Source organism: Aureimonas sp. SK2 (genome assembly GCF_029813115.1).
Lineage (GTDB): Bacteria > Pseudomonadota > Alphaproteobacteria > Rhizobiales > Rhizobiaceae > Aureimonas.
In genome coordinates this window covers 107,369-133,209 of the sequence record NZ_JAPZDS010000005.1, presented here as the reverse complement: position 1 = coordinate 133,209, position 25,841 = coordinate 107,369, and the positions used below count along the sequence as shown (strand labels likewise).

Sequence of the window (25,841 nt, the reverse complement as noted above, 5' to 3'; positions counted from 1 at the left end):
TGCCAGCCGCGCCGAGTCGGCGCCGGTGGTTTTGCAACCGTCTGTTGCAATCAGAGCACGACGACGCGCGTTCCGACCTTCACGCGGCCGTAGAGGTCGATCACGTCCTCGTTGCGCATGCGGATGCAGCCCGACGAGACGGACTGGCCGATGGTCCAGGGCTGGTTGGTGCCGTGGATGCGATAGAGCGTCGAGCCGAGATAGAGCGCGCGGGCGCCGAGTGGGTTCTCCTCGCCGCCGGGCATGTGCGCGGGCAGGATGCGGCCCTTGGCGCGCTCGCGGGCGATCATTTCGGCTGGCGGCGTCCAGCCCGGCCACTCGGCCTTGCGGGTGATCCTGTGCGTGCCGGACCAGCCGAAGCCTTCCTTGCCGACGCCCACGCCGTAGCGCATCGCCCGGCCGCCGGGCTCCACGTGGTAGAGGAAGTGGCTCCGCGTATCGACAACGATCGTGCCGGGGGCGTGGCCGCCGTCATAGGCGACCTCCTGCGGCAGGAAGACGGGATCGAGCGTGCGCTGGGGCGGAGCGGCGCGGCGCGCGGTCGCGGCACGCGGGGCGGCGAAGGTGGAGGCGAAGACCGGCGCGCCGGTGCGGCGCTCGCGGCGGACCTCCCCATGGCGCTCGCCGCCGAAGAGCGGGCGCGAGAAGACGGTGGAGCCCGGTGCGTTGCGGTCGCGATAGGCGCCGAGGGGCTGCACGGGACCGCCGCCTTCGGGGATCACGCCGACCGGGATCGAGCCCTCGAAGACCACCGTGCCCGGGGCGACGGGAGCCGCGAGGCGCTGGCGGGCATAGCCCGGCACGACGCCCGAGCCCGGCGAGACCTGCCGCACGATGGATTCGGCGATCGCGGGCGGCACGGAGAGCGGGCGGCGGTCGCGCGCGTCGGCCGCGTGGGCCGAAAGGCCGAGCAGCGACACGGCGGTGAGCGCATGCAGGAGGCGCATCGGGAAATCCTCGTTCGGACGGGCGCGCGGAGGGCGGCGCGATCAATGCGGCCGAGGATGCGGAGGCAATCGCCAGCGAAAGATGAATCGACGCGCCTTCATTCTCCGCGCCTCCCGCCTTCCCGGCGGCAGGGTGAACGGGCGGTAAAAGGCGTCAGCCGCGCACGCGCCGGCGCGCGTCTCGAAGGACGGCGGGCAGGAAGGGGGCCGCCTCGCTCTGAGTCATGCCGGGCGTGAGGCGCGGGTCGTAGAGCATGTTCATCAGCACCCGGTCGTAAGGGGTGAAGGTCGTGAGCTTCGAGGTGTCATTGAATACGCTGTCGGGGGCGTCGGCATTGTCGTTGAGCGGCCCGAGGCCCTGGAGCACCTCCTCGATCAGGCAGCGGCGGAACAGGGCGTCGCCCTCGTCCGAAACGATGATCGCGTCCGAGCGCGTGATGCCGGCGCGCCCGTAGCTGGCGCGCACGACGCAATTGCCCGGCACGCGCATGAACGGGCTGCGATACACGTCCCGCCCGACGCGCTGGTAGTCGGCGCGGTCCACCACGTGGATCACGAAGTTCGGCTCCTCCGAAGGCCGCGCCTCCGCCACGTCCAGTGCGGCGACCTGCCGGCGGATCTGGCGCATGAAGGTGCGCACCGCCGCGCGCCGGTCGATCGCGGCCCGGTTCTCGATGCGATAGCGCACGGGGCCGGCGAACTTCTTGAGATAGGTCGAATCGCTCATCGGGCCGGTGATCTCCGCGCCGAAGACGACCGCCTCGAAGCCCGCGATCAGCGCGGCGTCGGACGGCAGGCGCTGGGCGGCGGCCGGCGCGGCGAGAAGCAGGGAGCCGAGCGCCCAGAGGCAGAGGAAACCTCTTGCCATTGCCCACGCGCCGCGCTTCACACCCACCATCGCCTGCCGTCCCTCGTCCGCCGCGCCACGGTGGCAAAAGGGCGGCGCGGCGCGCAAGCGGACGGGGGCGACAGTCCACGGCAAAAGCGCCGCTTCACCCATCGTTGAGGAGAACCGGCATGGAAACGGGCGACAGGACGGACGGGCTGAGGACGGGGGCGGACGGCAGGGCGCGCTGCGCCTGGGCGGGCGAGGGCGCGGACTACGTCGCCTATCACGACGACGAATGGGGCCGCCCCAGCGCCGACGACGATCGCCTGTTCGAGAAGATTTGCCTGGAAGGCTTCCAGTCGGGCCTGTCCTGGATCACCATTCTGCGCAAGCGCGAGAATTTCCGGCAGCAGTTCGCCGGGTTCTCGATCGAGCGCGTGGCCGCCATGGGGGAGGGGGATGTCGAGCGCATACTCGCCGATCCCGGCGTGGTCCGCCACCGCGGCAAGATCGCGTCGGCCATCAACAACGCCAAGGCCGCCCGGCGCCTTCGGGACGAGACGGGCGCTTCGCTCGCCGCCTTTCTCTGGCGCTTCGAGCCGCCGGCCGAGGAGCGGCCGGGGCGAATGACCATCGACTGGATGCGCGCCAACCCGCAGGTGCCGGCCTCGGTCCGCATGGCGAAGGCGCTGAAAGGCCGGGGCTTCACCTTCTTCGGCCCGACCACGGCCTATGCCTTCATGCAGTCGATGGGTTTCGTGAACGACCATCTGGAGGGCTGCTGCGTCCGCGAGGCGTGCGAGCGGGCGCGTGCGGAGTTCGCGCGGCCGTCTTGAGGCCGGGAAACCTTGCCGCTCGGGGCGGGGATGGGCTAGGACGCGTGCAATTCGCACATATCAAAGCGGGAGGCCGTCGATGCCCCCGCCTCGTCACGTCTGGAACGACCCATGGCCCCGAAGAAGCCCTCCCGCGTCAAGGCGCGCCAGCCGCGCGGCTTCGTGGATCGCAGCGCCGGCGATCTCTACGCGCAGGACCGGATGCTCGCCACCATCCGCCACGTCTACGAGACCTACGGGTTCGAGCCGGTGGAGACGCCCTTCTTCGAATATACCGACGCGCTCGGCAAGTTCCTGCCCGACTCGGACCGCCCCAACGAGGGCGTCTTCTCGCTCCAGGACGACGACGAGGAATGGCTGTCGCTGCGCTACGACCTGACCGCGCCGCTGGCCCGGCACGTCGCGGAGAACTTCGAGGATCTTCCGAAGCCCTACCGCTCCTACCGGGCGGGCTATGTCTTCCGCAACGAGAAGCCCGGCCCCGGCCGCTTCCGCCAGTTCATGCAGTTCGACGCAGACATCGTGGGCGCGCCCAACGTCTCGGCCGACGCCGAGATGGCCATGATGATGGCCGACACGATGGAGGCGCTCGGCATCCCGCGCGGGCAGTACGTGATCCGGGTCAACAACCGGAAGGTGCTGGACGGCATCCTCGACGCCATCGGCCTCGAAGGCGACCAGGGCCGTCGCCTGACGGTGCTGCGCGCGCTCGACAAGTTCGACAAGTTCGGCGCGGACGGCGTGCGCCTTCTGCTCGGCGCGGGGCGGCTCGACGAGAGCGGCGGCAAGGGTGACTTCACGAAGGGCGCCGAACTCGACGGAGAGACGGTCGCCCGCGTCCTCAGGATCTTCGACGCGGACGGCCTGTCGGGTGTTCGTGAGGCGTTCGGCGGCCATGCTGGGGTCGATGGCGGCCTCGATGAACTCGCCGACATCGAGAGTTTCGCGCGCACCGCTGGCTACGAGGCGGACCGGGTCAAGATCGACCCCTCCGTCGTGCGCGGCCTGGAATACTACACCGGCCCCGTCTTCGAGGCGGAGCTGCTCTTCGACGTCGTCAACGAGAAGGGCCAGAAGGTGCAGTTCGGCTCGGTCGGCGGCGGCGGCCGCTATGACGGGCTGGTGTCGCGCTTCCTCGCGACGCCCGTGCCGGCCACCGGCTTCTCGATCGGCGTCTCGCGCCTTCAAACCGCTTTGAAGAACCTCGGGCGCCTCGAAGGCGAGCGGCGGGCGGGTCCGGTGGTCGTCACCGTGATGGACCGTGACCGGATGGCCGACTACCAGGCGATGGCCACCAAGCTTCGCGTGGCGCTGAACGGACCGGGCAAGCCCGTGGTCCCCGTAGAGGTGTTCCAGGGCAACCCGAAGCAGTTCGGCAAGCAGCTGCAATATGCCGACCGGCGCGGCGCGCCCGTCGTCGTCATCCAGGGCGGCGACGAGAAGGCGGCCGGCAAGGTCCAGGTCAAGGATCTGGCGCTCGGCAAGGAACTCTCGGCCGGTGTCGAAGACAATGCCGAGTGGCGCGAGATGCGGGCGGGGCAGGAACTGGTGGACGAGGCCGATCTCGTTTCGGCCGTCCAGGCCATCCTCGCGCGCGCCGGTGGGGCGGCCTGACGCGATGAGCCTTCTCCAGGGGTCCGGGGCGGCGCGGCCGGGCGGCATCTCCGCGCCCTTCGATGCGGCGCTGGCGGCGCTGTTTTCCGAGCTCGGCGCGGTGATCGTCGAGACGCCGCTTCTCCAGCGGGCCGAGCCCTACCTCGACACGGCGGGCGAAGACCTGCGCCGGCGCATCTTCCTGACGCGCGGCGAGGGCGGCGAGACGCTGTGCCTTCGGCCCGACTTCACCATCCCCGTCTGCCTCGCCCATATCGAGGGCGCGGCCGGCCTGCCGCGCCGCTACGCCTATAACGGCCCGGTGTTCCGCCAGCGTCGGGGCGAGGCCGCCGAGTTCCGCCAGGCCGGCATCGAGAATCTCGGCGAGGCGGACCGCGCGACCGCCGACGCCCATGCGCTCGCCGAGGCGCTGGCCTCCTTGCGCGCCTGCGGGCTGGAAGGGCCGCTGGTGGTGACGGTCGGCGACCAGGCGCTGTTCGAGGCCTTTCTCACAGCGCTCGACCTGCCGGCCGGCTGGCAGCGCCGGCTCGTGCGCTGCTTCGGGCGCGACGACCTTCTGGAGGCGGCGCTGGCCGCCCTGTCGCGCGAGGCCGACAGCGATCCGCTCGGGCTCGATCCGGCCGTGCGCGCGCTGCTTCGGGCCGGCGACGCGGCGGCGCTCGCCGAGCATGTGCGCGGCCTGATGGAGGAGGGAGGGCTGCCGCCCAACCGGGGGCGCAGTGCCGAAGAGATCGCCGAGCGGCTGATCGAGAAGATGGCGCTCGCCAACACGCGGCTGCGGACCGCCTATCTCGACCGCCTCCGCGCGTTCCTGGCGCTGGACTGCCCGCTCGCCGAGGCGCCCGCTCGGCTGGAGGCGATGGAGGCGGAAACGGGCCTCGGGTTCGGCGCGGCGCTCGACCTCCTGCGGGCGCGCAACGCCTCGCTCGTCGCGGCCGGCGTCGATCTCGGCGCCTTCCGCTACCGCGCCGCCTTCGGCCGCACGCTCGACTACTATACCGGGCTCGTCTTCGAGATCGCGACCGCGCCCGGCACTCCGCCGCTCGTCGGCGGCGGGCGCTACGACCGCCTCGTGTCCTATCTCGGCGCGCCGGGGCCGATTCCGGCGGTCGGCTTCGCGCTCGATCTCGACCGCATCGCCGCGGCACGGGAGGGCCGGCCATGACCCTGACGCTCGCCATCCCTTCCAAGGGCCGGCTCAAGGACCAGTGCGTCGGCGCGCTCGCCAAGGCGGGCATCACCGTCCATGCCAGCGAGGACGCGCGCTCCTACCGCACTCGCGTCGAGGGGGCGGACGGGCTGGAGGTGCTGCTTCTCTCGGCCTCCGAGATCGCGCGCGAGCTGCGCGATGGGGCGATCGACCTCGGCGTCACCGGCGAGGATCTCCTGCGCGAGACCATGTCGGATTTCGACGCGCGCGGACGCATCGTCTCGCGCCTCGGCTTCGGCCATGCCGACGTGGTGGTCGCTGTGCCCGACAGCTGGATCGACGTCGAGACCATGGAGGATCTCGGCGACGTCGCCGCCTCCTTCCGCGCGCGCCACGGACGGCGCCTGCGCATCGCCACGAAATACTGGCGGCTGGCCCAGGGCTTCTTCACCCGCAGCCACGGCATCCAGAGCTACCGGATCGTGGAAAGCCTCGGGGCGACCGAAGGCGCGCCGGCCGCGGGGTCCGCCGACATCATCGTCGACATCACCTCCACCGGCTCCACGCTGGAGGCCAACCGGCTGCGCGTCCTGAAGGACGGGGTGATCCTGCGGTCGGAGGCCTGCCTCGCGCTGGCGCATCGGGCGGACGCGAGCCCGGAGCGGACCGCGCGCCTCGAAGCGCTCATCGCCCGGTTCTAAGAGCGTCCGACAAAACCTCGCCGGTCCTCCGCCCGAAGGTCTTGTCAGGTGCTCCCAAAACGCGAAACGGCCGCCCCGAAGGGCGGCCGTCGATCTTCGCAAGGCGTCGCGGCTCAGGCGCGGGCGAGCGTCGCGCCGCCCTTGCGGGCGTCCACCGAATAGGCACCGGCACCGACCGCGCCGAGCACCAGGAAGCCGCCGACGATCGACAGGTTCTTCATCGCGGCCGTTGCGTCGCCCATGTGGGCGGTGAGGATCGTGCCGACCGTGAAGAGGGCGAGTACATAGGCGACGATGCGGGTCTGGAAGCCGACCAGGATGGCGAGGCCGCCGAAGAACTCCAGCGCGCCGACCAGATAGGCCATGGCGATGCCGCCGGGAATGCCGAGGCTGCCGAGATAGCCGGCGAAGCCGGCCGCGCCCGTCAGCTTGCCGAAGCCGGACACGATGAAGAGGATCGAAAGGAAGGCGCGGCCGACGAGGATTACGAGGGCGGGGTTCATGAGAGGGCTCCGTTCGGGGAGGGGCGGGACAAGGCTGATGACCAGCCTTTTGACCGACGCCGGCCCTCCGGCATAGGCCCGCCCCACGCGACTGTTTGTCAACGCCGGACGAACCAATCGCGACGATTGGTCGGAAGATTTGCGACAATCATGTCCGATTTCTGCCACAAAGGGAGGGGGCTGGCTTGGTCCGGGGCTGCCACGCCCTAGCTGGCTACGGAAGGGTGAGGATGTCTTCCGGGGCGTTCGCCCGGCTTTTCCAAGTTCGCGCGTTCAGTTCCAGGCTTGCATGACATCCAAGATCAGCCCGCCCGTCTTCTTTCCGGCCAGCGGCATCATCGCCGCCCTGGTGCTCGTCGGCGTTCTGTTTCCGCGTGACGCGGAGCGAATCTTCAGCGCGGCGCAGGCCTTCGTGCTCGACACGTTCGGCTGGTTCTATCTCCTGGCGGTCGGCATCCTCCTGTTCGCGGTCCTCTTCTTCGCGCTCAGCCGCTTCGGGCGCCTGAAGCTCGGACCCGACGACGCCGAGCCGGACTACCCCTACGCGTCATGGCTGGCGATGCTGTTCGCGGCGGGCATGGGCATCGGGCTGATGTTCTATGCCGTCGCGGAGCCGATCCTCCATTATTCGGTTCCCCCGGAGGCGGAGCCGCGCACGATACTCGCCGCACGGCAGGCCATGGAGTTCACCTTCTTCCATTGGGGTGTGCATGCCTGGGCGGTCTATGCCGTGGTCGGCCTGTCGCTCGCCTACTTCTCCTACCGCTACAATCTGCCGCTCACGATCCGGTCCGGCTTCTATCCCTTGATTCGCGAACGGATCGACGGACCGATCGGCCATGCGGTGGACGTCTTCGCCATCTGCGGAACCGTGTTCGGCATCGCGACCTCGTTGGGGCTCGGCGTCCTCCAGATGAACGCCGGGCTCAACTATCTCCTGGGCGTGCCGGAAGCGGTCTGGGTGCAGGTCCTGCTCATTGCCGTCGTCATGGGCGCGGCGACGGTCTCGGTGATCACGGGCCTCGACGTCGGCGTCCGGCGCCTGTCGGAAGGCAATCTCGCCATCGCCATCCTGCTGATGCTGTTCGTCCTGGCCGTCGGGCCGACCACCTTCCTGTTCAAGGCTTTCATCCAGAACATCGGCGCCTATCTCGACGATCTCCTGCCGCGCACCTTCACGCTCTACGCCTACGAGCCCCGCGCCTGGATCAGCGACTGGACCCTGTTCTACTGGGCCTGGTGGATCTCCTGGTCCCCCTTCGTCGGCATGTTCATCGCCCGCATCTCGCGCGGGCGCACGGTGCGCGAGTTCGTGCTCGGCGTCCTCTTCGTGCCCTCCACCTTCACCTTCTTCTGGATGACCGTGTTCGGCAATTCGGCGATCTCGCTGGACCTTGGGATCGCCGACGGCGCCCTGGCGCGCGACGTCCAGGAGAACATCTCGGTGGCCCTGTTCCAGTTCTTCGAGTACCTGCCCCTGAGCAGCGTGACCTCGGCGCTCGCCGTGGCGCTGGTCAGCGTCTTCTTCGTCACCTCGGCCGATTCGGGCTCGCTGGTGGTGGATTCGCTGGCGTCCGGCGGCAACGACGACACACCCGTCTGGCAGCGCCTCTACTGGTGCGTGGTTCAGGGCAGCGTCGCCGCGCTCCTGCTTATGGCAGGCGGGCTCGTCGGTCTGCAGACCATGACGCTCATCGCCGCGCTCCCCTTCTCGGTGATCCTGCTTCTCCTCGCCTTCGGTCTCCTGCGCGGCATGCAGGCGGATGTCGCGCGGCTGACGGAACACCGGCAGGCGCAGCCGGCCATCGCGGTACGCGGTGCCAACTGGCAGACGCGGCTCGGCGCGATCCTGCACGAGCCCAACAAGCGCGACGTCCGGCGCTTCATCGACCACACGGCACGGCCCGCCCTGTCGGAGGTGCGCGACGAGCTGGTGCGCCGGGGCCTCGCCGCCCGGTTGGACGAGGAGGACGGCGGCCCGGCTATTCTGACCGTTCCCGCAGAAGGCGTGCGAGACTTCGTCTACGGGATCGAGCCGATCGCTCAGCCCGCCATGGCCTTTTCCGCTGCCGACACGCGCGCCTCTCCGGAAGGGCGCCGCATGGTCTGGTCGGCCCGCACCCTGTTCTCGGACGGCAGCCGGGGCTACGACGTGATCGGCTTCACCAAGGCCGATCTCCTGTCCGACGTGCTGGCGCAGTTCGAGCGCTACCAGATCCTGACGCAGGCGCAGAGCACGCAGCTCTACACCACCTCGCCGGCCGCCCGGACCTGAAACGAAAGGGGCCGCGCAAGGGCGGCCCCGTCCGGAAGTCGTTCGGCGCGGGCGCTCAGCCCGGGCGGGTCATCGCCGCCGGATCGACGATCCGGTCGTAGTCCTCGCCCGACACGAGGCCGGAAGCGAGGGCCTCCTCGCGCAGGGTCGTGCCCTTCTTGTGAGCGGTCTTCGCGATGGTCGCGGCATTGTCGTAGCCGATGGTCGGGGCGAGGGCCGTCACCAGCATCAGCGACTGCTCCATCAGCGACTTGATGCGGTCCTCGTTGGCCTTGATGCCGTCGACGCAATGCTCGCGGAACGAATCCATGCCGTCCGCCAGGAGGCGGATCGAGGACAGGACGGCATTCGCGATCACCGGCTTGAAGACGTTGAGCTCGAAATGACCCTGGGACGAGGCGACCGTCACCGTGGTCTCGTGGCCGAACACCTCGGCGCAGAGCATGGTGAGGGCTTCCGCCTGCGTCGGGTTCACCTTGCCCGGCATGATGGAGGAGCCCGGCTCGTTCTCGGGCAGCGACAGCTCGCCGAGGCCCGAACGCGGGCCAGAGCCGAGGAAGCGGATGTCGTTGGCGATCTTGAAGAGGTCGGTCGCCAGCGCGTTGAGCGAGCCGTGGAAGAAGGTCAGCGCACCGTGCGAGGCCAGAGCCTCGAACTTGTTCTCGGCCGTGCGAAAGGGCAGGCCCGTCAGCTTGGCGATCTCGCCCGCGATCTTCACGTCGAAGCCGACCGGGGCGTTGAGGCCGGTGCCGACCGCCGTGCCGCCTTGCGCCAGCGCGTAGACGTCCTCGATCGCCTGTTCGATGCGACGACGCCCAAGCTTCAGCGCCGCCGCGTAGCCGGAGAACTCCTGTCCGAGCGTGATCGGGGTCGCATCCTGCGTGTGGGTGCGGCCGATCTTGATGATGTGGTCGAATTCCTTCGCCTTCTTGTCGAGCGCGGCATGGAGCTTGTCGATGGCCGGGAGGACACGGCTCGTCGCCTCGATCGCGACGGCGACGTGGATCGCGGTCGGGAACACGTCGTTGGACGACTGGCCCATGTTGACGTGGTCGTTCGGGTGGACCGGCTTTTTGGAGCCCATCTCGCCGCCCAGCGCCTCGATGGCGCGGTTGGAGATGACCTCGTTGACGTTCATGTTGGTCTGGGTGCCCGAGCCGGTCTGGTAGACCACGAGCGGGAAGTGGTCGTCGAGCTTGCCCGAGATCACCTCGTCCGCGGCGGCGACGATCGCGTCCGCCAGCTTGGCGTCGAGCTTGCCGTAGCCCTGGTTGACGCGCGCGGCTGCCTTCTTGACGGTCGCCAGCGCGTGGATCACGGCAATGGGCTGCTTGTCGGTGCCGATGCGGAAGTTGTTGAGCGAGCGCTCTGTCTGCGCGCCCCAGTAGCGGTCGGTGGCCACGTCGATCGCACCGATGGAATCGGTCTCGCGCCGGGTGTTGGTCATCGCGTTCCCCTCGGAAAGCCGCCCGCGTTGCGCCGGGCCGTCCGAGCGGCGTTACCACGGCGAGCGGGCGCGAGAAACCGCCGGCGCAACGAAAAAACCGGCCTTTCGGCCGGCTTTTCCCACTCAAACGATTGTATTGCGATCAGTGCTTCTTCAGGCCGACCTCGTCCTTCATGGCGTCCTTGACCTTGCCGTAGTTCTTCTGGGTCTTGCCCTCGGCCTGGTCGGCCATGCCCTCGGCCTGGAGGCGGTCGTTGCCGACGACCTTACCGGCGGCTTCCTTGATCTTGCCGCCGATTTCCTTGGCGCCGCCCTGGACCTGATTCTTATCGACCATCGGAAGTCTCCGTTCGTTGATGTGTCAGCGTCTGCCGACTTCGGGGAGAAAAACGAGGGTTTCGAAAATAGGTTCCTGGCCAAGGATTACATTTGTGTAAGGAGCGAGACGATCTGCTGCACGCAGAGAACGCAGATGAGAAGGCCGACGATGCGCAGGAGCAGGCGCTCGGGGATGCGGCGCACGGCATAGCCGGCCAGCGGCGCGGCCAGGATGCCGCCGGCGATCAGGCCGAGAACCGAGAGCGCGTGGGTGGATAGGTCGCCCGCCTCCTCCCAATGACCGGTCAGGAGCGCCAAGAGGAACGACAGCGAGACCGCGAGCGTGACCAGGAACTCGGCCGCGTTCACCGTGCCGATGACGTAGCGCGGCTGTCCGCCCGCCCCGAGAAGGCCCGAGGTGACGATCGGCCCCCAGCCGCCGCCGCCGACCGAATCAAGGAACCCGCCGGCGGCGCCCAGCGGCGGCACGAGGTGCATGGGTGTCGCCGCGCGCGGGATCCTTCGGAACGAGCGCAGCGTCAGCATTACCCCGATGATGCCGAGATAGGCGGCGACGAACGGCCGGATGGTCGATCCGTCCACCGAGGTCAGGACATAGGTCCCCACCACGCCGCCCACGACGCCGAAGGGTACGAGGCGGCGGAACAGCTTCCAGTCGATGTTGCGGTTGGCGATATGGGCCGTGCCGGACGCGGCGGTGGTGAAGAGCTCGGCCGTATGGACCGAGGCCGAGGCGACCGATGGCGGCACGCCGAAGCTGAGCAGCACGGTGGAGGAGATGACGCCGTAGGCCATGCCCAGCGCGCCGTCCACGAGCTGCGCCAGCGCGCCGACGAAGAAGAAGATGAAGAACTCGCTCAAATAAACCGCCCCCGCGATGCGACCGAAGGGGCTTATTGGAGCGTGAAGCGGGCGCTGACAATGCACAGGCCCGTGCAAAACGACGGCGGGGGCGCTAGATTTCGTTGCAACCGAACGGGGAAGCGCCGCCCATGAGCCTCGCCAAGGAGAAACCCTACTTCGCCTCGCCCACCGACTACGAGGACGACTTCCACGCCTGGGCCTTCGAACAGGCCGAGCTTCTGCGTCTGAAGCGCTTCGGGGAGTTGGATCTCGCCAATCTCGTGGAGGAGGTGGAGAGCATGGGAAGCGAGCAGCGGCACGCGCTGGAGTCCAGCTATCGCCTCCTGATCTTTCATCTTTTGAAATGGCAGTTCCAGCCCGAGCGGCGGTCGCGATCGTGGCAGCTCACCATTCTTCGCGAGCGAAACAACATCGGGAGGCGCGAGAAGCGCAATCCGAGTCTTGGAGCGACGGCTTCCGAGATTGTCGCCGAGGTCTACGCCGACGCGCGAAAGGAAGCCGGCATCGAGACGGGTCTAGATCGCGGCGTGTTTCCAACGGTTTGTCCTTATGTGCTGGCGCAGCTTCGGGATGAGGACTTCCTGCCGGATTAGATCGGGTGGGCGAGCCATTTCTCACGATACGACGATGTCGAGGTCAGCTTGATGACGATAAGAGAGAGGGCGCACCCATGAGCCTCGCCAAGGAAAAGCCCTACTTCGCCTCGCCCACGGACTACGAGGACGACTTCCACGACTGGGCCTTCGAACAGGCAGAGCTTCTGCGTCTGAGGCGTTTCGGGGAGTTGGATCTCGCCAATCTGGTGGAAGAGGTGGAGAGCATGGGACGCGAGCAGCGCAACGCTCTTCGGTCGAGCTACCGCGTCCTGATTGCGCATCTCCTCAAGTGGCAGTTCCAACCGGCGCGTCGGTCCCGATCCTGGCAGCTCACGATCGTGCGCGAGCGGGCCAACATCCTCGACCGCGAGCATGACAATCCATCCTTGAAGGCGACTGCCGAGGCGATCGCGGACGAGGCCTATCGAACGGCGCGCCGCGAAGCGTCCATCGAGACGCGGCTTGCGCTCGACGTGTTTCCCATCGGCTGTCCCTACTCGCTCGACCAGTTCCGCGATCAGGACTTCTTGCCAGGGTGATCCCCGTCCGCCCGGGACGATGCCCTCGCCGGCTGCGGAATCGAAAAGGCCCGGCGGATCGCTCCGCCGGGCCTTCATTCCATTCAGCCGAGCTGAACAGCCGGACTTAGAAGTCCATGCCGCCACCTGAAACCGGGCTTGCCCGGTTTCAGCACGCTTCGTGACGGGCGGCTTTACGGCCTCCTAAGCCCTGTCGGACTTAGAAGTCCATGCCGCCCATGCCGCCCATGCCGCCGCCCGGCATGGCCGGAGCGCCCGAGTCCTTCTTGGGGGCCTCGGAGATCATGGCTTCGGTGGTGACCAGGAGACCCGCGACCGAGGCCGCGTCCTGGAGCGCCGAGCGCACGACCTTGACCGGGTCGACGATGCCCGACTGGATCATGTCGCCGTACTCGCCCGTCTGGGCGTTGTAGCCGTAGGTCAGCGAGCCGTTGTCGAGGATCTTGCCGACCACGATCGAGCCCTCGCCACCGGCGTTCTGGACGATCTGACGGATTGGGGCCTGAAGCGCCTTGCGGACGATGGCGATGCCGGCGTCCTGGTCGGCGTTCTCGCCCTTGAGGTCCACGGCGTTGGAGGCGCGCAAGAGAGCCACGCCGCCGCCCGGGACGATGCCCTCTTCCACGGCCGCGCGGGTCGCGTTGAGCGCGTCGTCGACGCGGTCCTTCTTCTCCTTGACCTCGACCTCGGTCGAGCCGCCGACGCGGATCACCGCGACGCCGCCCGCGAGCTTGGCCAGGCGCTCCTGGAGCTTCTCGCGGTCGTAGTCCGAGGTGGTCTCCTCGATCTGCTGCTTGATCTGCGAGACGCGGGCCTTGATGCCGTCGGCTTCACCGTTGCCGTCGACGATCGTGGTGTTCTCCTTGGTGATGGAGACCTTCTTGGCGCGGCCGAGCATGTCGAGCGTGACGTTCTCGAGCTTGATGCCGAGGTCCTCGGAGATGACCTGGCCGCCGGTGAGGATCGCGATGTCCTCGAGCATCGCCTTGCGGCGATCGCCGAAGCCCGGCGCCTTCACGGCGGCGATCTTCAGGCCGCCACGCAGCTTGTTGACGACGAGCGTGGCCAGAGCCTCGCCCTCGACGTCCTCGGCGATGATGACGAGCGGACGCGAGGACTGCACCACGGCCTCGAGGACCGGGAGCATCGCCTGGAGGTTGGAGAGCTTCTTCTCGTGCAGGAGGATGTAGGCGTCCTCGAGGTCGGCCACCATCTTCTCGGCGTTGGTGACGAAGTACGGCGAGAGGTAGCCGCGGTCGAACTGCATGCCCTCGACGACCTCGAGCTCGGTCTCGGCGGTCTTGGCTTCCTCGACGGTGATGACACCCTCGTTGCCGACCTTCTGCATCGCCGAGGCGATCATCTGGCCGATTTCCTTCTCGCCGTTGGCCGAGATGGTGCCGACCTGGGCGACCTCGTCGGAGGTCTCGATCTTGCGGGCCGAGGAGACCAGCGTCTCGACGACCTTGGAGACCGCCGCGTCGATGCCGCGCTTGACGTCCATCGGGTTCATGCCGGCGGCCACGGCCTTGGCGCCCTCGCGGACGATCGCCTGGGCCAGCACGGTCGCGGTGGTGGTGCCGTCGCCGGCCTTGTCGTTGGTCTTCGAGGCCACTTCGCGCACCATCTGGGCGCCCATGTTCTCGAACTTGTCCTCCAGCTCGATCTCCTTGGCGACGGACACGCCGTCCTTGGTGATCCGCGGAGCGCCGAACGACTTGTCGATCACGACGTTGCGGCCCTTGGGGCCGAGCGTGACCTTCACCGCGTCGGCGAGGATGTCGACGCCGCGCAGCATGCGCTCGCGGGCGTCACGACCGAACTTTACGTCCTTGGGTGCCATGGTCTCGTCTCCTCGGCGCGGCTCATGAAGCCTCGCGCCGTTTCAATGGAAGAAAGGGAAGGGTTTGAGGCGATCAGGTCAGCCGACGATCCCGAGGATGTCGGATTCCTTCATGATCAGGAGGTCTTCGCCGCCGAGCTTGATCTCGGTGCCCGACCACTTGCCGAACAGGATGCGGTCGCCGGCCTTGACCTCCAGCGGGTTGACCTTGCCGGTCTCGTCGCGCGCGCCGGCGCCGACCGCCACGATTTCGCCTTCCTGCGGCTTCTCCTTGGCGGTGTCCGGAATGATGATCCCGCCGGCGGTCTTCGATTCGGACTCGACGCGCCGCACGACGACGCGGTCATGCAGGGGGCGGAAGTTCACATTGGCCATCTCAGTCGAACCTTCTCAAAAGGCTTGATACAAGAAACAGGCCGCCGGGGCGCACCCGTTCCGATCTCTGGCACTCGCATGAGCCGAGTGCTAACGGGCGGTGAAATAGGGGATCGGCCCCCGCGCTGTCAAGGTCGGCGTCAGTTTCGCACAAGGTCGCACGCGGTCTGCCTTGCTTGACCCCGGCCCCCGCGCTCCGATATCGCGGGGCACCTTGAGGGAAACGCCGGAGCCATCCATGACCGAGGGCGCGATGCGCGCGATCGAGAGCCTCGACGAGGTCTTCTCCGGCTACGACGCGCTGTTCTGCGACGTCTGGGGCGTGGTGCACGACGGGGTCGCCAGCCATCCGGCGGCCGTTTCGGCGCTGGCCGCGGCGCGACGGGCGGGCAAACAGGTCGTTCTCCTCACCAACTCTCCCCGCCTGTCGGACGGCGTCGAGCGCCAGATCGCGGGCCTCGGCGTCACGCGCGAGGCCTTCGACGCCATCGTGACTTCGGGGGACGCGACGCGCGCCCTGATCGAGGCCGGCTCCCGGCACGTCCTCCACATCGGCCCCGAGCGCGATCTCGACATCTTCGACGGGCTCGGCCTCGTTCTGGAAAGCGAGACGAGCGCACAGGCGATCGTCTGCACCGGCCTTGCCGACGATCGGACGGAGGATCCGGAGGACTACCGTCCGCTGCTCGAGCGGCTCGTCGCGCGCGGCCTCCCGATGATCTGCGCCAATCCCGACATCGTGGTCCATATCGGCGACCGGCTGATCCCCTGCGCGGGAGCCGTGGCCGCCGTCTACGCCTCGCTCGGCGGCACGGTGCATCTGGCGGGCAAGCCGCATGCGCCGATCTACGAGGTCGCCCGCAGACACGTGGGCGAGGGTGCCCGGGTGCTCTGCGTCGGCGACGGGATGATGACGGACGTGCTGGGCGCCAACAATCACGGGGCCGACTGCCTGTTCATCTCGCACGGGATCCACCGGGACGAACTGGCCGAGGCGATCGGCGACCCCGTGCTCCTGTCGGCCGAACTCCTGAAGCGCGGCGTCGGCGCCCGCTTCGTCATGCCCGCGCTGCGATGAGCGGTCCTGCGAGCCGGGTGCCGGGTGCCGGGTCGCTTCCGCCCGAGCTGCGCGGCGGCGTGGTGGCCATCGGCAATTTCGACGGTGTCCATCGCGGCCACCAGGCCGTGATCGAGACCCTGTCGACCCTGGCCGATCGCGAGGGCGCGCCGCGCCTCGTCCTGACCTTCGAGCCGCATCCGCGCACCGTGTTCCGCCCGCAGCACCCGGTGCAGCGCCTGACGCCGGCGCCGCTGAAGGCCCGCCTCTTCGGCCATCTCGGCGTCGATGCCGTGGTGGAGCAGCGGTTCGACATGGACTTCGCCGCCCATCCCGCCGAAGCCTTCGTCGCCGACACGCTCCACCGCGATCTCGGCGCGCGCCATCTCGTCGTCGGCTACGACTTCCGCTTCGGGGCACGGCGTCAGGGCGACGTCGACTTCCTGCGCGCGCGCGGCGCCGAACTCGGCATGGCGGTCACCTGCATCGCGCCCTTCGTGGATGAGGGCGCGAACACGGTCTCCTCCAGCCGCATCCGCGAGGACCTGATGAACGCCGACGTGGCGGCGGCTGCCGCGCTCCTCGGCTATCGCTGGACGATCGAGGGCACGATCGGCCACGGCGCCAAGCTCGGCCGCACGCTCGGCTATCCCACGGCCAACATGGTCCTGCCCGACGACGGGCTCCTCGCCCACGGCATCTATGCCGTGCGCCTGCGCCGGGCCGACGGCACGCTCCATGACGGCGTGGCGAGCTACGGCCGTCGCCCGACCTTCGACAACGGGGCGGCGCTCTTCGAGACCTTCCTGTTCGACTTCGCCGGCGACCTCTATGGCGAGGCGGTGTCGGTCTCGCTGTTCGGCTTCATCCGCGGGGAGGAGCGGTTCGATTCGGTCGAGGCTCTGGTCCGGCGGATGGATCTCGACAGCGCGGAGGCCCGTGCGCTGCTCGCCGGCGCCCGGCCGCTCTCTCCGCTCGACGCCGCCGTGGCGTTCTGAAAGCGCGAAAAGTCCTTGGATCGGAGCCGCACCCTTTGATAGAGAGCGGCCATGGACAGACCGGCCACCCTGCCGCACGGCGCCCCCTTGCGCGCTCCGGCACGAATTAGCCGCCCGGTTCCGCGCCGGCGCTGACAGGCGCCGCCGGAGCCGGGACGACGTGCCGCGCCCGGACGAGACACGATCCGGGCCTCCTCAGCATTCTGCCGTCGCCGCGCGAGACCCCGGGCGCCCGAAGCCCCGCAGCGACGCTTCTCTCAAGAGTTCGCCGCCATGACCGACCATCCCGAGACCGACTATTCCAAGACGCTCTTCCTGCCCGAGACCGAATTCCCGATGCGCGCGGGCCTGCCCCAGGCCGAGCCGCGATGGATCGCCAGATGGGACGAGATGGACCTTTATGGCACGCTGCGCGCGGAGTCCGCCGGTCGGCCGAAATACATCCTCCACGACGGCCCTCCTTACGCCAACGGCCACCTCCACATCGGCCATGCGCTGAACAAGGTGCTGAAGGACGTGATCACCCGCTCCTTCCAGATGCGGGGCTACGATTCCAACTACGTGCCGGGCTGGGACTGCCATGGCCTGCCGATCGAGTGGAAGATCGAGGAGGAGAACTACCGCTCCAAGGGCAAGCCGAAGCCCGACCTCATGGACTCGGCTGCCATGATCGCCTTCCGGCGGGAATGCCGCGCCTATGCGGAGGCCTGGGTCGGCATCCAGTCGGGCGAGTTCCGGCGCCTCGGCGTCGAGGGCGACTTCAAGAACCCCTACCTCACGATGGCCTACGAGGCCGAGGCGGTGATCGCCGGCGAGCTCCTGAAGTTCGCCATGTCCGGCCAGCTTTACCGAGGCTCGAAGCCCGTCATGTGGTCGGTGGTCGAAAAGACCGCGCTCGCCGAGGCCGAGGTCGAGTACCAGGACTACGAGTCCGACACGATCTGGGTGAAGTTCCCCGTCCGCCCGGCCTCGAACGGCTATGCGGCGGCCTTCGGCGGTGCCCAGTCGGCCTTTCCGAAGGCCGGTGCGCCCGATGTGGGTCCGCTCGACGGCGCGTCCGTGGTGATCTGGACGACGACCCCCTGGACCATTCCCGGCAATCGCGCGGTCGCCTACTCCGACCGCGTCGCCTACGGCCTCTACGAGGTGACGGCGGCGGACGACGCGCAGAACCCGCGCTGGGCGGCGCAGGGCGAGCGGCTCGTGCTGGCCGACGCGCTGGCTGCCGATGCGCTGGCCAAGGCGCGCGTGCCGGACGGCGGGTTCCGCCGCCTGCGCGACGTGTCGGCCGCCGATCTCGCAGCGGTCGTCTGCGATCATCCTCTTAAAGGGCTGGCGGGCGGCTACGGCTTCGCCGTACCGCTGCTTGCCGGCGACCATGTAACGGACGACGCCGGCACCGGCTTCGTCCACACCGCGCCGAGCCACGGCCGCGAGGACTTCGAGGCCTGGACCGCCGCGCGCCGCGAGATTGAGGCGCGCGGCATTGACGCGTCCATCCCCTTCCCGGTGGACGACGACGGCTTCTACACCAAGGACGCGCCGGGCTTCGGGCCGGACGCGGACGGGGGCGCGGGCCGCGTCATCGACGACAAGGGCAAGAAGGGCGACGCCAACAAGCGCGTCATCGACGCGCTGGTGGCGGCCGGGCGGCTCCTGGCGCGCGGCCGGCTCAAGCACCAGTACCCGCATTCCTGGCGCTCCAAGAAGCCGGTGATCTTCCGCAACACGCCGCAATGGTTCGTCCACATGGACAAGGACCTTGCCGGCTACGGCCTCGAAGGCGGCAAGTCCGCCGGCGGCGACACGCTGCGTGCGCGCGCGCTCAAGGCCATCGACGACACGCGCTTCGTGCCCGCCACCGGTCAGAACCGGCTGCGCGGCATGATCGCCGACCGGCCGGACTGGGTCCTGTCGCGCCAGCGCGCCTGGGGCGTGCCGATCTGCGTCTTCGCCGACGAGGACGGCGAGGTCCTCAAGGACGAGGCGGTCAACGCGCGCATCATGGAGGCCTTCGCCAAGGAGGGCGCCGACGCCTGGTTCGCCGACGGCGCCAAGGAGCGGTTTCTGGGCAACGAGCACGACGCGGCGCGCTGGACCATGGTGCGCGACATCCTCGACGTCTGGTTCGACAGCGGCTCCACCCACGCCTTCTGCCTGGAAAAGCGCCCCGACCTGAAATGGCCGGCCGATCTCTATCTCGAAGGCTCCGACCAGCATCGCGGCTGGTTCCACTCCTCGCTTCTGGAGTCCTGCGGCACCCGCGGGCGCGCGCCCTACGACGCCGTGCTGACGCACGGCTTCGTCATGGACGAGGAGGGACGCAAGATGTCGAAGTCCCTCGGCAACGTCGTGACGCCCCAGGAGGTCATCAACCAGTCCGGCGCCGACATCCTGCGCCTCTGGGTCGTGTCGTCGGACTATTCGGAGGATCTGCGTCTTGGCAAGACGATCCTCCAGACCAATGTCGACGCCTATCGCAAGCTGCGCAACACGATCCGCTGGATGCTCGGCACCCTGGCGCACGACCGGGGCGACGATGTCCCGCTCGCCGAGATGCCGGAGCTGGAGCGGCTGATGCTGCATCGCCTCGCCGAGATCGAGACTACGGTGCTCAAGAGCTACGACGCCTTCGACTTCAAGCGCATCGCCCGGACGCTCCTCGACTTCATGGTGGTGGAGCTTTCGGCCTTCTACTTCGACATCCGCAAGGACGCGCTCTATTGCGACGCGCCCTCGTCGGTGCGCCGCCGGGCGGCGCTGCAGGTCGTGCGCATCCTCTTCGACCGCTTGGTCACCTGGCTGGCGCCGCTCCTGCCCTTTACCATGGAGGAGGCCTGGCTCAGCCGCTACCAGCAGGCGCGCTCGGTGCATCTGGAGGCCTTCCGGCCCTGCGATCCGGCCTGGAAGGACGAGGCGCTCGCCGACCGCTGGCGGCAGATCCGGCGCGTGCGCCGGGTCGTCACCGGAGCGCTGGAAGAGGAGCGCCGCGCCAAGCGGATTGGCTCCTCGCTGGAGGCCGCGCCGGTGGTGCATGTGGAGGACGAGGCCCTTCGCGCGCTCCTCGGACAAATCGACCTGGCGGAGATCGCGATCACGAGCGACATCGCCCTGTCGGGCGAAGCCGCGCCGGAGGGAGCCTTCACCCTGCCGGACACGCCGGGCATCGCGGTGGTGCCGGCCAAGGCCGAGGGCCGGAAATGCGCGAGGTCCTGGAAGGTGTCGCCGCTGGTCGGCACCGACCCGGACTATCCCGACGTCACCCCGCGCGACGCCGACGCGTTGCGCGAGCTGAAGGCCGAGGCGCTCGCCGCCTGACGCGGCGGAGCGGGGAGGGGCGCTCGCCGCCCCTTCCCTGGCGCGGATGCGCCTCGCGTCAACCGAAACGTGACCGTTTCTGGACTCGAAGGCCGCTCTCGCCTAGAAGCTTTTCGTAAAATCGCCGGATTGTGCGGGATATGGCTGCGCGGATGACACCTGCGCGGCCGTTCGGAACGCTTGGCGGTGCACCAAAGGGGAATGGCCCGGCATGAAACACTCCACCGTTCGAGCGAGCCTTCGCACGTTGGCCATCGGCGGCGCGGCGCTGAGCCTGGCCGGCTGCATGGGGCCGACCTACGGCACGGGCACCAGCCAGGGCCAGCAGCTCTTCAACGACCTCGACGGCATCCTGACGCTCGGCTCCTCCAACAAGGCGCGCGTCGACTACGCGCCGCGCCCGGAGCTCGTGAAGTCGGAGAAGCGCGACGTGCTGCCGCCGCCGCGCGAGGCCGCCTCGGCGAGCGCCGACGCCAACTGGCCCGAAGCGCCCGAGCAGCGCCGCGCCCGCCTGCGCGCGGCCGCTCCCGACCGCGACGGCGCCCTGCCGGTCGGCTTCATGACGGCCGACAAGGAAGGCATGGAGCGCGAGACGCCGACCGTCGTCTCGACCGTCGGCAAGCGGGCCGAGATGGAGAACAGCTGGCTCTCGTCCAAGACCATGGCGGGCCAGCGCGTCGCCGCCAACGATCGCTCGCGCGTCGGCCGTCAGGGCGATCCCACGCAGCGTCGCTACCTGTCCGAGCCGCCGCTGGCCTACCGCCAGCCCGCCGCCACGGCGCCGGTCGGCGACCCGGGCGTGGACGAGGACGTCAAGCAGCGTCGCTCCGGCGGCACGGAATCGGTCGGCTCCAAGCTGAAGAGCCTCTGGCCGTTCTGATCTCGGCTCAATCGCGCCGAGACCGGAAGAAGTCGCGAAGGAGCGCGGCGGCTTCCGTCTCGCCAATGCCGGAATAGACCTCCGGCGCATGGTGGCAGGTCGGCTGCGCGTAGAAGCGTGGCCCATGCTCCACCGCGCCGCCCTTCGGATCGCCCGCCCCGAAATACAGGCGCCGGATGCGCGCGAAGGAGATCGCCGCCGCGCACATGGCGCACGGCTCCAAGGTCACGTAGAGGTCGGCCCCGACGAGCCGCTCCGATCCCACCGCCTCGCAGGCGCGCCGGATCGCCAGGATTTCGGCATGCGCGGTCGGGTCGAACAGCGCGCGGGTCTCGTTGCCGCCGCGCCCGACCACAGTGCCGTCGAGGACCACCACGGCGCCCACCGGCGTCTCGCCGCGCGAGGCCGCCGCCCGCGCCTCGGCGAGCGCCTCCTCCATCGAATTCAAGCGCGACATAGAAGGTCCCTCGTTTGATGGGCGGGAGTTTGCTATGCGTGCCGGAGAACACAAGGCATAGCGAAAAGATGAGCGACGAGAACCAGGGCGGCCGATCCGGCCGTGGCGGCGCGGGCCGGGGTCAGGGCGGCGGCAAGGGCGGCTCCGGGCCACGCGGGTCCAAAGGCGGCGGCTTCAAGGGCGGCTCCGGCGGCAAGCGGCCGGGTGGTCCGGGCGGCGGCGAGCGTCCGGTCCGTGCCTTCAAGCCTCGCGGCGAGCGCACCGAGGGCGGCGATCGTCCGCCGCGCGGCGACCGTCCGTTCCGTCCGCGCGAGGAAGGCGGCGGCGATCGTCCGGCACGTGCCTTCAAGCCCCGTGGCGAGCGCACCGAGGGCGGCGATCGTCCGCCGCGTGGCGACCGTCCGTTCCGTCCGCGCGAGGAAGGTGGTGGCGATCGTCCGGCCCGTGGTTTCAAGCCGTTCCGCGATCGGTCCGAGGCGGGCGATCGTCCGCCGCGCGAGCGCAGCGAAGGGGGCGAGCGTCCCGCGCGTGCCTTCAAGCCTCGTGCCGAAGGCGGCGAGCGCGGCGACAAGCCTTTCACGCCCCGTTCGCGCGGCATGTTCTCCCATGCCGGTGCGAAGCGCGACGGCGAGGGGGGCGAGCGTCCCCGGTCCTACGGCCGCCTCAGCCACGACGGTGCTGCCGCCGAGCGCCGTCCCCGTTCGCTCGGCGAGCGTCCGCGCAGCACCCGCCCCGAGGCGGAAGGCGAGGACGGCGCGTCCGGCACGATGCGCATCGCCAAGCGCCTCGCACGCGCCGGCATCGCCTCGCGCCGCGATGCGGAAGGCATGATCGCCGACGGCCGCGTCACGCTGAACGGCAAGCGCCTCGACAGCCCGGCGCAGGACGTGACGACGGCGGATCGCATCGAGATCGACGGCAAGCCGCTGCCGCCGATCGAGCGGACCCGGCTCTGGCTCTTCCACAAGCCGGCGGGCGTCGTCACCACCAATCGCGACCCCGAGGGGCGGCCGACCGTGTTCGACCGCCTGCCGGAGGACATGCCGCGGGTCCTCACCGTCGGGCGCCTCGACATCAACACCGAAGGCCTGCTGCTCCTGACCAACGACGGCGGCCTTGCGCGCATTCTGGAGCTGCCCTCGACCGGCTGGCTGCGGCGCTATCGCGTGCGCGCCCATGGCGAGATCGATCAGGCGAAGCTCGACGAGCTGCGCCAGGGCATCGCCGTCGACGGCGTCTTCTACGGCGCGATCGAGGCGACGCTCGACCGCACACAAGGCTCCAACGTCTGGCTCACCGTCGGCCTTCGCGAAGGCAAGAACCGCGAGGTCAAGCGGGTGCTCGGCCATCTCGGCCTCGACGTGAACCGCCTGATCCGCCTCTCCTTCGGGCCGTTCCAGCTCGGCGAGCTGGAGGAGGGCGCCGTGCAGGAGATCAAGGGCCGCATGCTGCGCGAGCAGCTCGGTCCGACCCTGATCGAGGAAGCGGGCGCCGACTTCGACGCGCCGATCGTCAACCCGTTCTCCAACAAGCCGGTGGTCGCCGAAAAGCGACGCGCCGACGAAGGCGAGGAGGCGCCGAAGCGTTCGGGTGCGGCCAAGAGCGAGTGGGTCAGCAACTCGCCCGACGCCCCGCGTCCCAACCGCAAGAAGTTCGGCATGGCCAAGCGCGAGGAAGCCCTCGGGCGCCTCGACACGCGCGCGCCGCGCGGCGAAGGCCGCTCCTTCGAGAAGCGCGGCGACAAGCCGGCGGGCGAGCGCAAGCCGCGCGCCTTCGGCGACAAGCCGCCGCGCGAGGGGGCGGAGGGAGCCGAGCGTCCGGCGCGCCGCCCGGCCTCGGCGCCCCGGCGCACGGCCAATGTCTGGATGGCCCCCGGCGCGCGTGCCGTCGGCGAGAAGACCAAGGCCGCCCGCGAGGAACGCGCCCGCAAGCGCGCCGAGGAGGACGAGGCGCGCGGCGCACGGCCGCCCCGGAGCGAGGGACGCGGCGGCGGCGACCGGCCGCGCATGGGCGACAAGCCGTTCCGTCCGAAGGGCGACGGCCCGCGCACCGGACCCCGCTCCGGCCCGCGCAAGGGCTGATCACGCGTGGCCATGCGCATCGTGGCGGGCGCCCTGAAGGGCCGCCCGCTCGCCACCCCCGCGGGCAGCGCCATCCGGCCGACCTCGGAGCGCCATCGCGGCGCCTTGTTCGACATCCTGGCCCACGGGCTCGGGGTCCGCTTCGAGGATGGGCGCGTGCTCGACCTCTTCGCCGGCACCGGAGCGCTCGGGCTGGAGGCGATGTCGCGCGGCTGCCGTTACGGCGTCTTCGTGGAGGAGAGCGCCGAGGGGCGCGGCCTGATCCGCACCAATATCGAGGCGTTCGGGCTCGGGGGGCGCACCAAGATCCTGCGGCGCGACGCGACGCGTCTGGGCGATGCCGGCACGATCGAGCCCTTCGGCCTCGTCCTGGCCGATCCGCCCTACGGCAGACGTCTGGGCGAGGCGGCGCTCGCCGGCGCTCTTGCCGGCGGCTGGCTAGCTCCGGGTGCCACCATCGTCCTGGAGGAGGCGCTGGACGCCCCCTTCGAGCCGGTGGCGGGTCTCGACCTCCTGGACGAGCGCCCGATGGGCGAGACGCGCCTGCGCTTCCTCAGGCCCGCGGGCTGACGGCCGCCCTTACAAAATCGTAATTGGTGCCTTTCCTCGCGCTCCGCCATATCCGGACCCAACCGGACCTCTGCGCCCAAGGATACCCGCCTCGATGAGCCTCTCGATCCGACGTGCCGGCATTTCCGCGATCGCGCTGGCGATCGCCCTGTCGACCCCTGTCTTTGCGCAGGGAACCCAAGCCCCGCCGGCGCCCGCCACCGCCGCCGCCAGCCCGGCGGGCGAAGCGGCCGCTGAGAAGGCCGAGGCGAAGCGCCCGGCGATCGAGAGCTTCACGCTCGACAACGGTCTCAAGGTCGTCGTGCTACCCGATCATCGCGCCCCGATCGCGACCCAGATGATCTGGTACAAGGTCGGCTCGGCCGACGAGCCGAAGGGCGTCTCGGGCATTGCCCACTTCCTCGAACACCTCATGTTCAAGGGCACCAAGACGCACAGCCAGGGCGAGTTCTCGGCCGCGGTCTCCGCCATCGGCGGCGAGGAGAACGCCTTCACCTCCTACGACTACACCGCCTACTTCCAGCAGGTGCCGGTCGAGGCGCTGCGCGAGATGATGGCGTTCGAGGCCGACCGGATGGAGAACCTCGTCCTCACCGACGAGGTCGTTCTTCCCGAGCGCGACGTGATCCTCGAGGAGCGCCGCATGCGGATCGACAACGAGCCGGGCGCCCAGCTCTCGGAAGCGGTCGATGCCGCGCTGTTCCAGAACCATCCCTACGGCACGCCGGTCATCGGCTGGCGCAACGAGATGGAGAAGCTGTCGAAGGAGGACGCCATCGCCTTCTACGACCGCTTCTATACGCCCAACAACGCGACGCTGCTGATCGCCGGCGACGTGACGCTGGAGCAGGTGAAGCAGTATGCCGAGGAAACCTACGGCAAGGTGCCGCGCCGCGCCGATCCGGGCGAGCGGGTGCGCCCGCAGGAGCCCGAGCCGCTGGCCGCCCGCACCGTGACCCTGACGGACGCCCGCGTCACCCAGCCGAGCGTCCAGACGACCTGGCTCGTGCCCTCCGACAACAACGGCAAGCCCGGCGAGTCCGAGGCGCTGGACCTTCTCGCCGACATCCTCGGCGGCGGAACGACGAGCCGGCTCTACCGCGCGCTGGTCGTGGACCAGGGGATCGCCGCCGGCACCGGCGCCTACTACCAGGGCACCGCGCTCGACGACGGTCAGTTCATGACCTACGGCACGCCGCGCGGGGACGCCACGCTCGATCAGGTCGAGAAGGCGGTGAACGCGGAAGTCGAGAAGATCGTCCGCGACGGGGTGACCGAGGCCGAGCTGGAAGCGGCCAAGAACCGCGTGCGCAAGGCGCTGATCTACCAGCGCGACAACCAGACCTCCATGGCCCGCCGCTACGGCGCGGCGCTCTCGACGGGCCGTTCGATCGAGGACGTGGAGTCCTGGCCCGACCGCATCGAGGCCGTGACCGTGGCGCAGGTGAACGCGGCAGCCAAGCAGTATCTCCAGCCGCCGCGCTCGGTGACCGGCTACCTCCTGCCGGCGGGGGCGCAGACCAGCGCCGACGCCAAGGCTCCCGAAGGGTCTCCCGAGGCGGCTGGCGCCGTCAGCCCGACTGACGGCGCCCCGGTCGCCGGCGACACCCGCTCCTGAATTC

23 protein-coding genes are annotated in these 25,841 nt (G+C 69.4%); 14 read left to right on the top strand and 9 right to left on the bottom strand.

Going from position 1 to position 25,841, the window contains the following annotated elements:
• Positions 1 to 50 precede the first annotated feature (50 nt).
• Positions 51 to 947, bottom strand: coding sequence for a L,D-transpeptidase (locus tag O5O54_RS08345; RefSeq protein WP_279480605.1), 897 nt, complete (start codon positions 945 to 947; stop codon positions 51 to 53).
• A gap of 154 nt (positions 948 to 1,101) precedes the next feature.
• Positions 1,102 to 1,815, bottom strand: coding sequence for a DUF2927 domain-containing protein (locus tag O5O54_RS08340; RefSeq protein ID WP_279480603.1), 714 nt, complete (start codon positions 1,813 to 1,815; stop codon positions 1,102 to 1,104).
• A 149-nt stretch (positions 1,816 to 1,964) separates the two neighbouring features.
• On the opposite strand from O5O54_RS08340, the gene O5O54_RS08335 reads away from it, so the two are divergent.
• The 4 genes from O5O54_RS08335 to hisG all read left to right on the top strand — a co-directional run bounded on the left by O5O54_RS08335 (position 1,965) and on the right by hisG (position 6,077).
• Entirely contained in the window at positions 1,965 to 2,612 is a 648-nt protein-coding gene (locus O5O54_RS08335; RefSeq protein ID WP_279480602.1) for a DNA-3-methyladenine glycosylase I, read from the top strand.
• Positions 2,613 to 2,723: 111 nt separating this feature from the next.
• On the top strand, positions 2,724 to 4,226 hold the full coding sequence (hisS, locus tag O5O54_RS08330; RefSeq protein ID WP_279480600.1) for a histidine--tRNA ligase: 1,503 nt from the start codon (positions 2,724 to 2,726) through the stop codon (positions 4,224 to 4,226).
• Between the two features lie 4 nt (positions 4,227 to 4,230).
• Positions 4,231 to 5,391, top strand: a complete 1,161-nt coding sequence (locus tag O5O54_RS08325) for an ATP phosphoribosyltransferase regulatory subunit (RefSeq protein ID WP_279480598.1) — start codon at positions 4,231 to 4,233, stop codon at positions 5,389 to 5,391.
• Positions 5,388 to 6,077 carry an ATP phosphoribosyltransferase gene (gene hisG, locus O5O54_RS08320; RefSeq protein ID WP_279480596.1) on the top strand — a complete coding sequence of 230 codons (690 nt, stop codon included), beginning with the start codon at positions 5,388 to 5,390 and terminating at the stop codon, positions 6,075 to 6,077. Before O5O54_RS08325 ends, hisG begins: the two co-directional genes overlap by 4 nt.
• A 113-nt stretch (positions 6,078 to 6,190) precedes the next feature.
• Here hisG and O5O54_RS08315 read toward each other — a convergent pair whose 3' ends face one another.
• Complete coding sequence (locus tag O5O54_RS08315) at positions 6,191 to 6,580, bottom strand: DoxX family protein (RefSeq protein ID WP_279480594.1); 390 nt, start codon at positions 6,578 to 6,580, stop codon at positions 6,191 to 6,193.
• A gap of 289 nt (positions 6,581 to 6,869) precedes the next feature.
• On the opposite strand from O5O54_RS08315, the gene O5O54_RS08310 reads away from it, so the two are divergent.
• Positions 6,870 to 8,855 (top strand): BCCT family transporter, encoded by a 1,986-nt coding sequence (locus O5O54_RS08310; RefSeq protein WP_279480593.1) that lies wholly within the window; start codon positions 6,870 to 6,872, stop codon positions 8,853 to 8,855.
• A 55-nt stretch (positions 8,856 to 8,910) separates the two neighbouring features.
• On the opposite strand, the gene fumC is transcribed toward O5O54_RS08310, so the two are convergent.
• From fumC to O5O54_RS08295, 3 genes are all read right to left on the bottom strand, one after another.
• The gene (gene fumC, locus O5O54_RS08305) at positions 8,911 to 10,302 is read right to left on the bottom strand and encodes a class II fumarate hydratase (RefSeq protein ID WP_279480591.1); all 1,392 of its coding nucleotides are present in this window, start codon (positions 10,300 to 10,302) and stop codon (positions 8,911 to 8,913) included.
• Between the two features lie 142 nt (positions 10,303 to 10,444).
• Entirely contained in the window at positions 10,445 to 10,639 is a 195-nt protein-coding gene (locus O5O54_RS08300) for a CsbD family protein (protein ID WP_279480590.1), read from the bottom strand.
• A gap of 86 nt (positions 10,640 to 10,725) precedes the next feature.
• Entirely contained in the window at positions 10,726 to 11,502 is a 777-nt protein-coding gene (locus O5O54_RS08295; RefSeq protein WP_279480588.1) for a sulfite exporter TauE/SafE family protein, read from the bottom strand.
• A gap of 131 nt (positions 11,503 to 11,633) precedes the next feature.
• Between O5O54_RS08295 and O5O54_RS08290 the strand changes: the two genes are divergently transcribed.
• Complete coding sequence (locus O5O54_RS08290) at positions 11,634 to 12,098, top strand: DUF29 domain-containing protein (protein ID WP_279480586.1); 465 nt, start codon at positions 11,634 to 11,636, stop codon at positions 12,096 to 12,098.
• Between the two features lie 77 nt (positions 12,099 to 12,175).
• A complete protein-coding gene (locus tag O5O54_RS08285; protein WP_279480584.1) occupies positions 12,176 to 12,640 on the top strand; it encodes a DUF29 domain-containing protein in 465 nt (154 codons plus the stop codon).
• A 199-nt stretch (positions 12,641 to 12,839) separates the two neighbouring features.
• On the opposite strand, the gene groL is transcribed toward O5O54_RS08285, so the two are convergent.
• Both groL and groES read right to left on the bottom strand, forming a co-directional pair.
• Positions 12,840 to 14,483 (bottom strand): chaperonin GroEL, encoded by a 1,644-nt coding sequence (gene groL, locus O5O54_RS08280; RefSeq protein WP_279480582.1) that lies wholly within the window; start codon positions 14,481 to 14,483, stop codon positions 12,840 to 12,842.
• Positions 14,484 to 14,561: 78 nt separating this feature from the next.
• Positions 14,562 to 14,858 carry a co-chaperone GroES gene (gene groES / locus O5O54_RS08275; protein ID WP_019996686.1) on the bottom strand — a complete coding sequence of 99 codons (297 nt, stop codon included), beginning with the start codon at positions 14,856 to 14,858 and terminating at the stop codon, positions 14,562 to 14,564.
• A gap of 238 nt (positions 14,859 to 15,096) precedes the next feature.
• Here groES and O5O54_RS08270 point away from each other — a divergent pair, with 238 nt between their 5' ends.
• From O5O54_RS08270 to O5O54_RS08255, 4 genes are all read left to right on the top strand, one after another.
• The gene (locus tag O5O54_RS08270) at positions 15,097 to 15,936 is read left to right on the top strand and encodes a TIGR01459 family HAD-type hydrolase (RefSeq protein ID WP_279480571.1); all 840 of its coding nucleotides are present in this window, start codon (positions 15,097 to 15,099) and stop codon (positions 15,934 to 15,936) included.
• Positions 15,933 to 16,913, top strand: a complete 981-nt coding sequence (locus O5O54_RS08265) for a bifunctional riboflavin kinase/FAD synthetase (protein WP_279480569.1) — start codon at positions 15,933 to 15,935, stop codon at positions 16,911 to 16,913. Before O5O54_RS08270 ends, O5O54_RS08265 begins: the two co-directional genes overlap by 4 nt.
• Before the next feature lie 273 nt (positions 16,914 to 17,186).
• Positions 17,187 to 20,231, top strand: a complete 3,045-nt coding sequence (ileS, locus tag O5O54_RS08260) for an isoleucine--tRNA ligase (protein WP_279480566.1) — start codon at positions 17,187 to 17,189, stop codon at positions 20,229 to 20,231.
• 211 nt (positions 20,232 to 20,442) lie between these two features.
• Entirely contained in the window at positions 20,443 to 21,111 is a 669-nt protein-coding gene (locus tag O5O54_RS08255) for a hypothetical protein (RefSeq protein ID WP_279480564.1), read from the top strand.
• A gap of 7 nt (positions 21,112 to 21,118) precedes the next feature.
• On the opposite strand, the gene O5O54_RS08250 is transcribed toward O5O54_RS08255, so the two are convergent.
• A complete protein-coding gene (locus O5O54_RS08250) occupies positions 21,119 to 21,568 on the bottom strand; it encodes a nucleoside deaminase (protein WP_279480562.1) in 450 nt (149 codons plus the stop codon).
• 68 nt (positions 21,569 to 21,636) lie between these two features.
• Here O5O54_RS08250 and O5O54_RS08245 point away from each other — a divergent pair, with 68 nt between their 5' ends.
• The 3 genes from O5O54_RS08245 (at position 21,637) to O5O54_RS08235 (ending at position 25,837) form a co-directional block, all read left to right on the top strand.
• Positions 21,637 to 23,649, top strand: a complete 2,013-nt coding sequence (locus tag O5O54_RS08245; RefSeq protein ID WP_279480560.1) for a pseudouridine synthase — start codon at positions 21,637 to 21,639, stop codon at positions 23,647 to 23,649.
• Positions 23,650 to 23,661: 12 nt separating this feature from the next.
• Positions 23,662 to 24,219 (top strand): RsmD family RNA methyltransferase, encoded by a 558-nt coding sequence (locus O5O54_RS08240; protein WP_279480793.1) that lies wholly within the window; start codon positions 23,662 to 23,664, stop codon positions 24,217 to 24,219.
• Positions 24,220 to 24,313: 94 nt separating this feature from the next.
• Positions 24,314 to 25,837: a pitrilysin family protein gene (locus O5O54_RS08235; RefSeq protein ID WP_279480558.1), complete on the top strand. Its 1,524-nt coding sequence runs from the start codon at positions 24,314 to 24,316 to the stop codon at positions 25,835 to 25,837.
• The last annotated feature ends 4 nt before the right edge of the window (positions 25,838 to 25,841 follow it).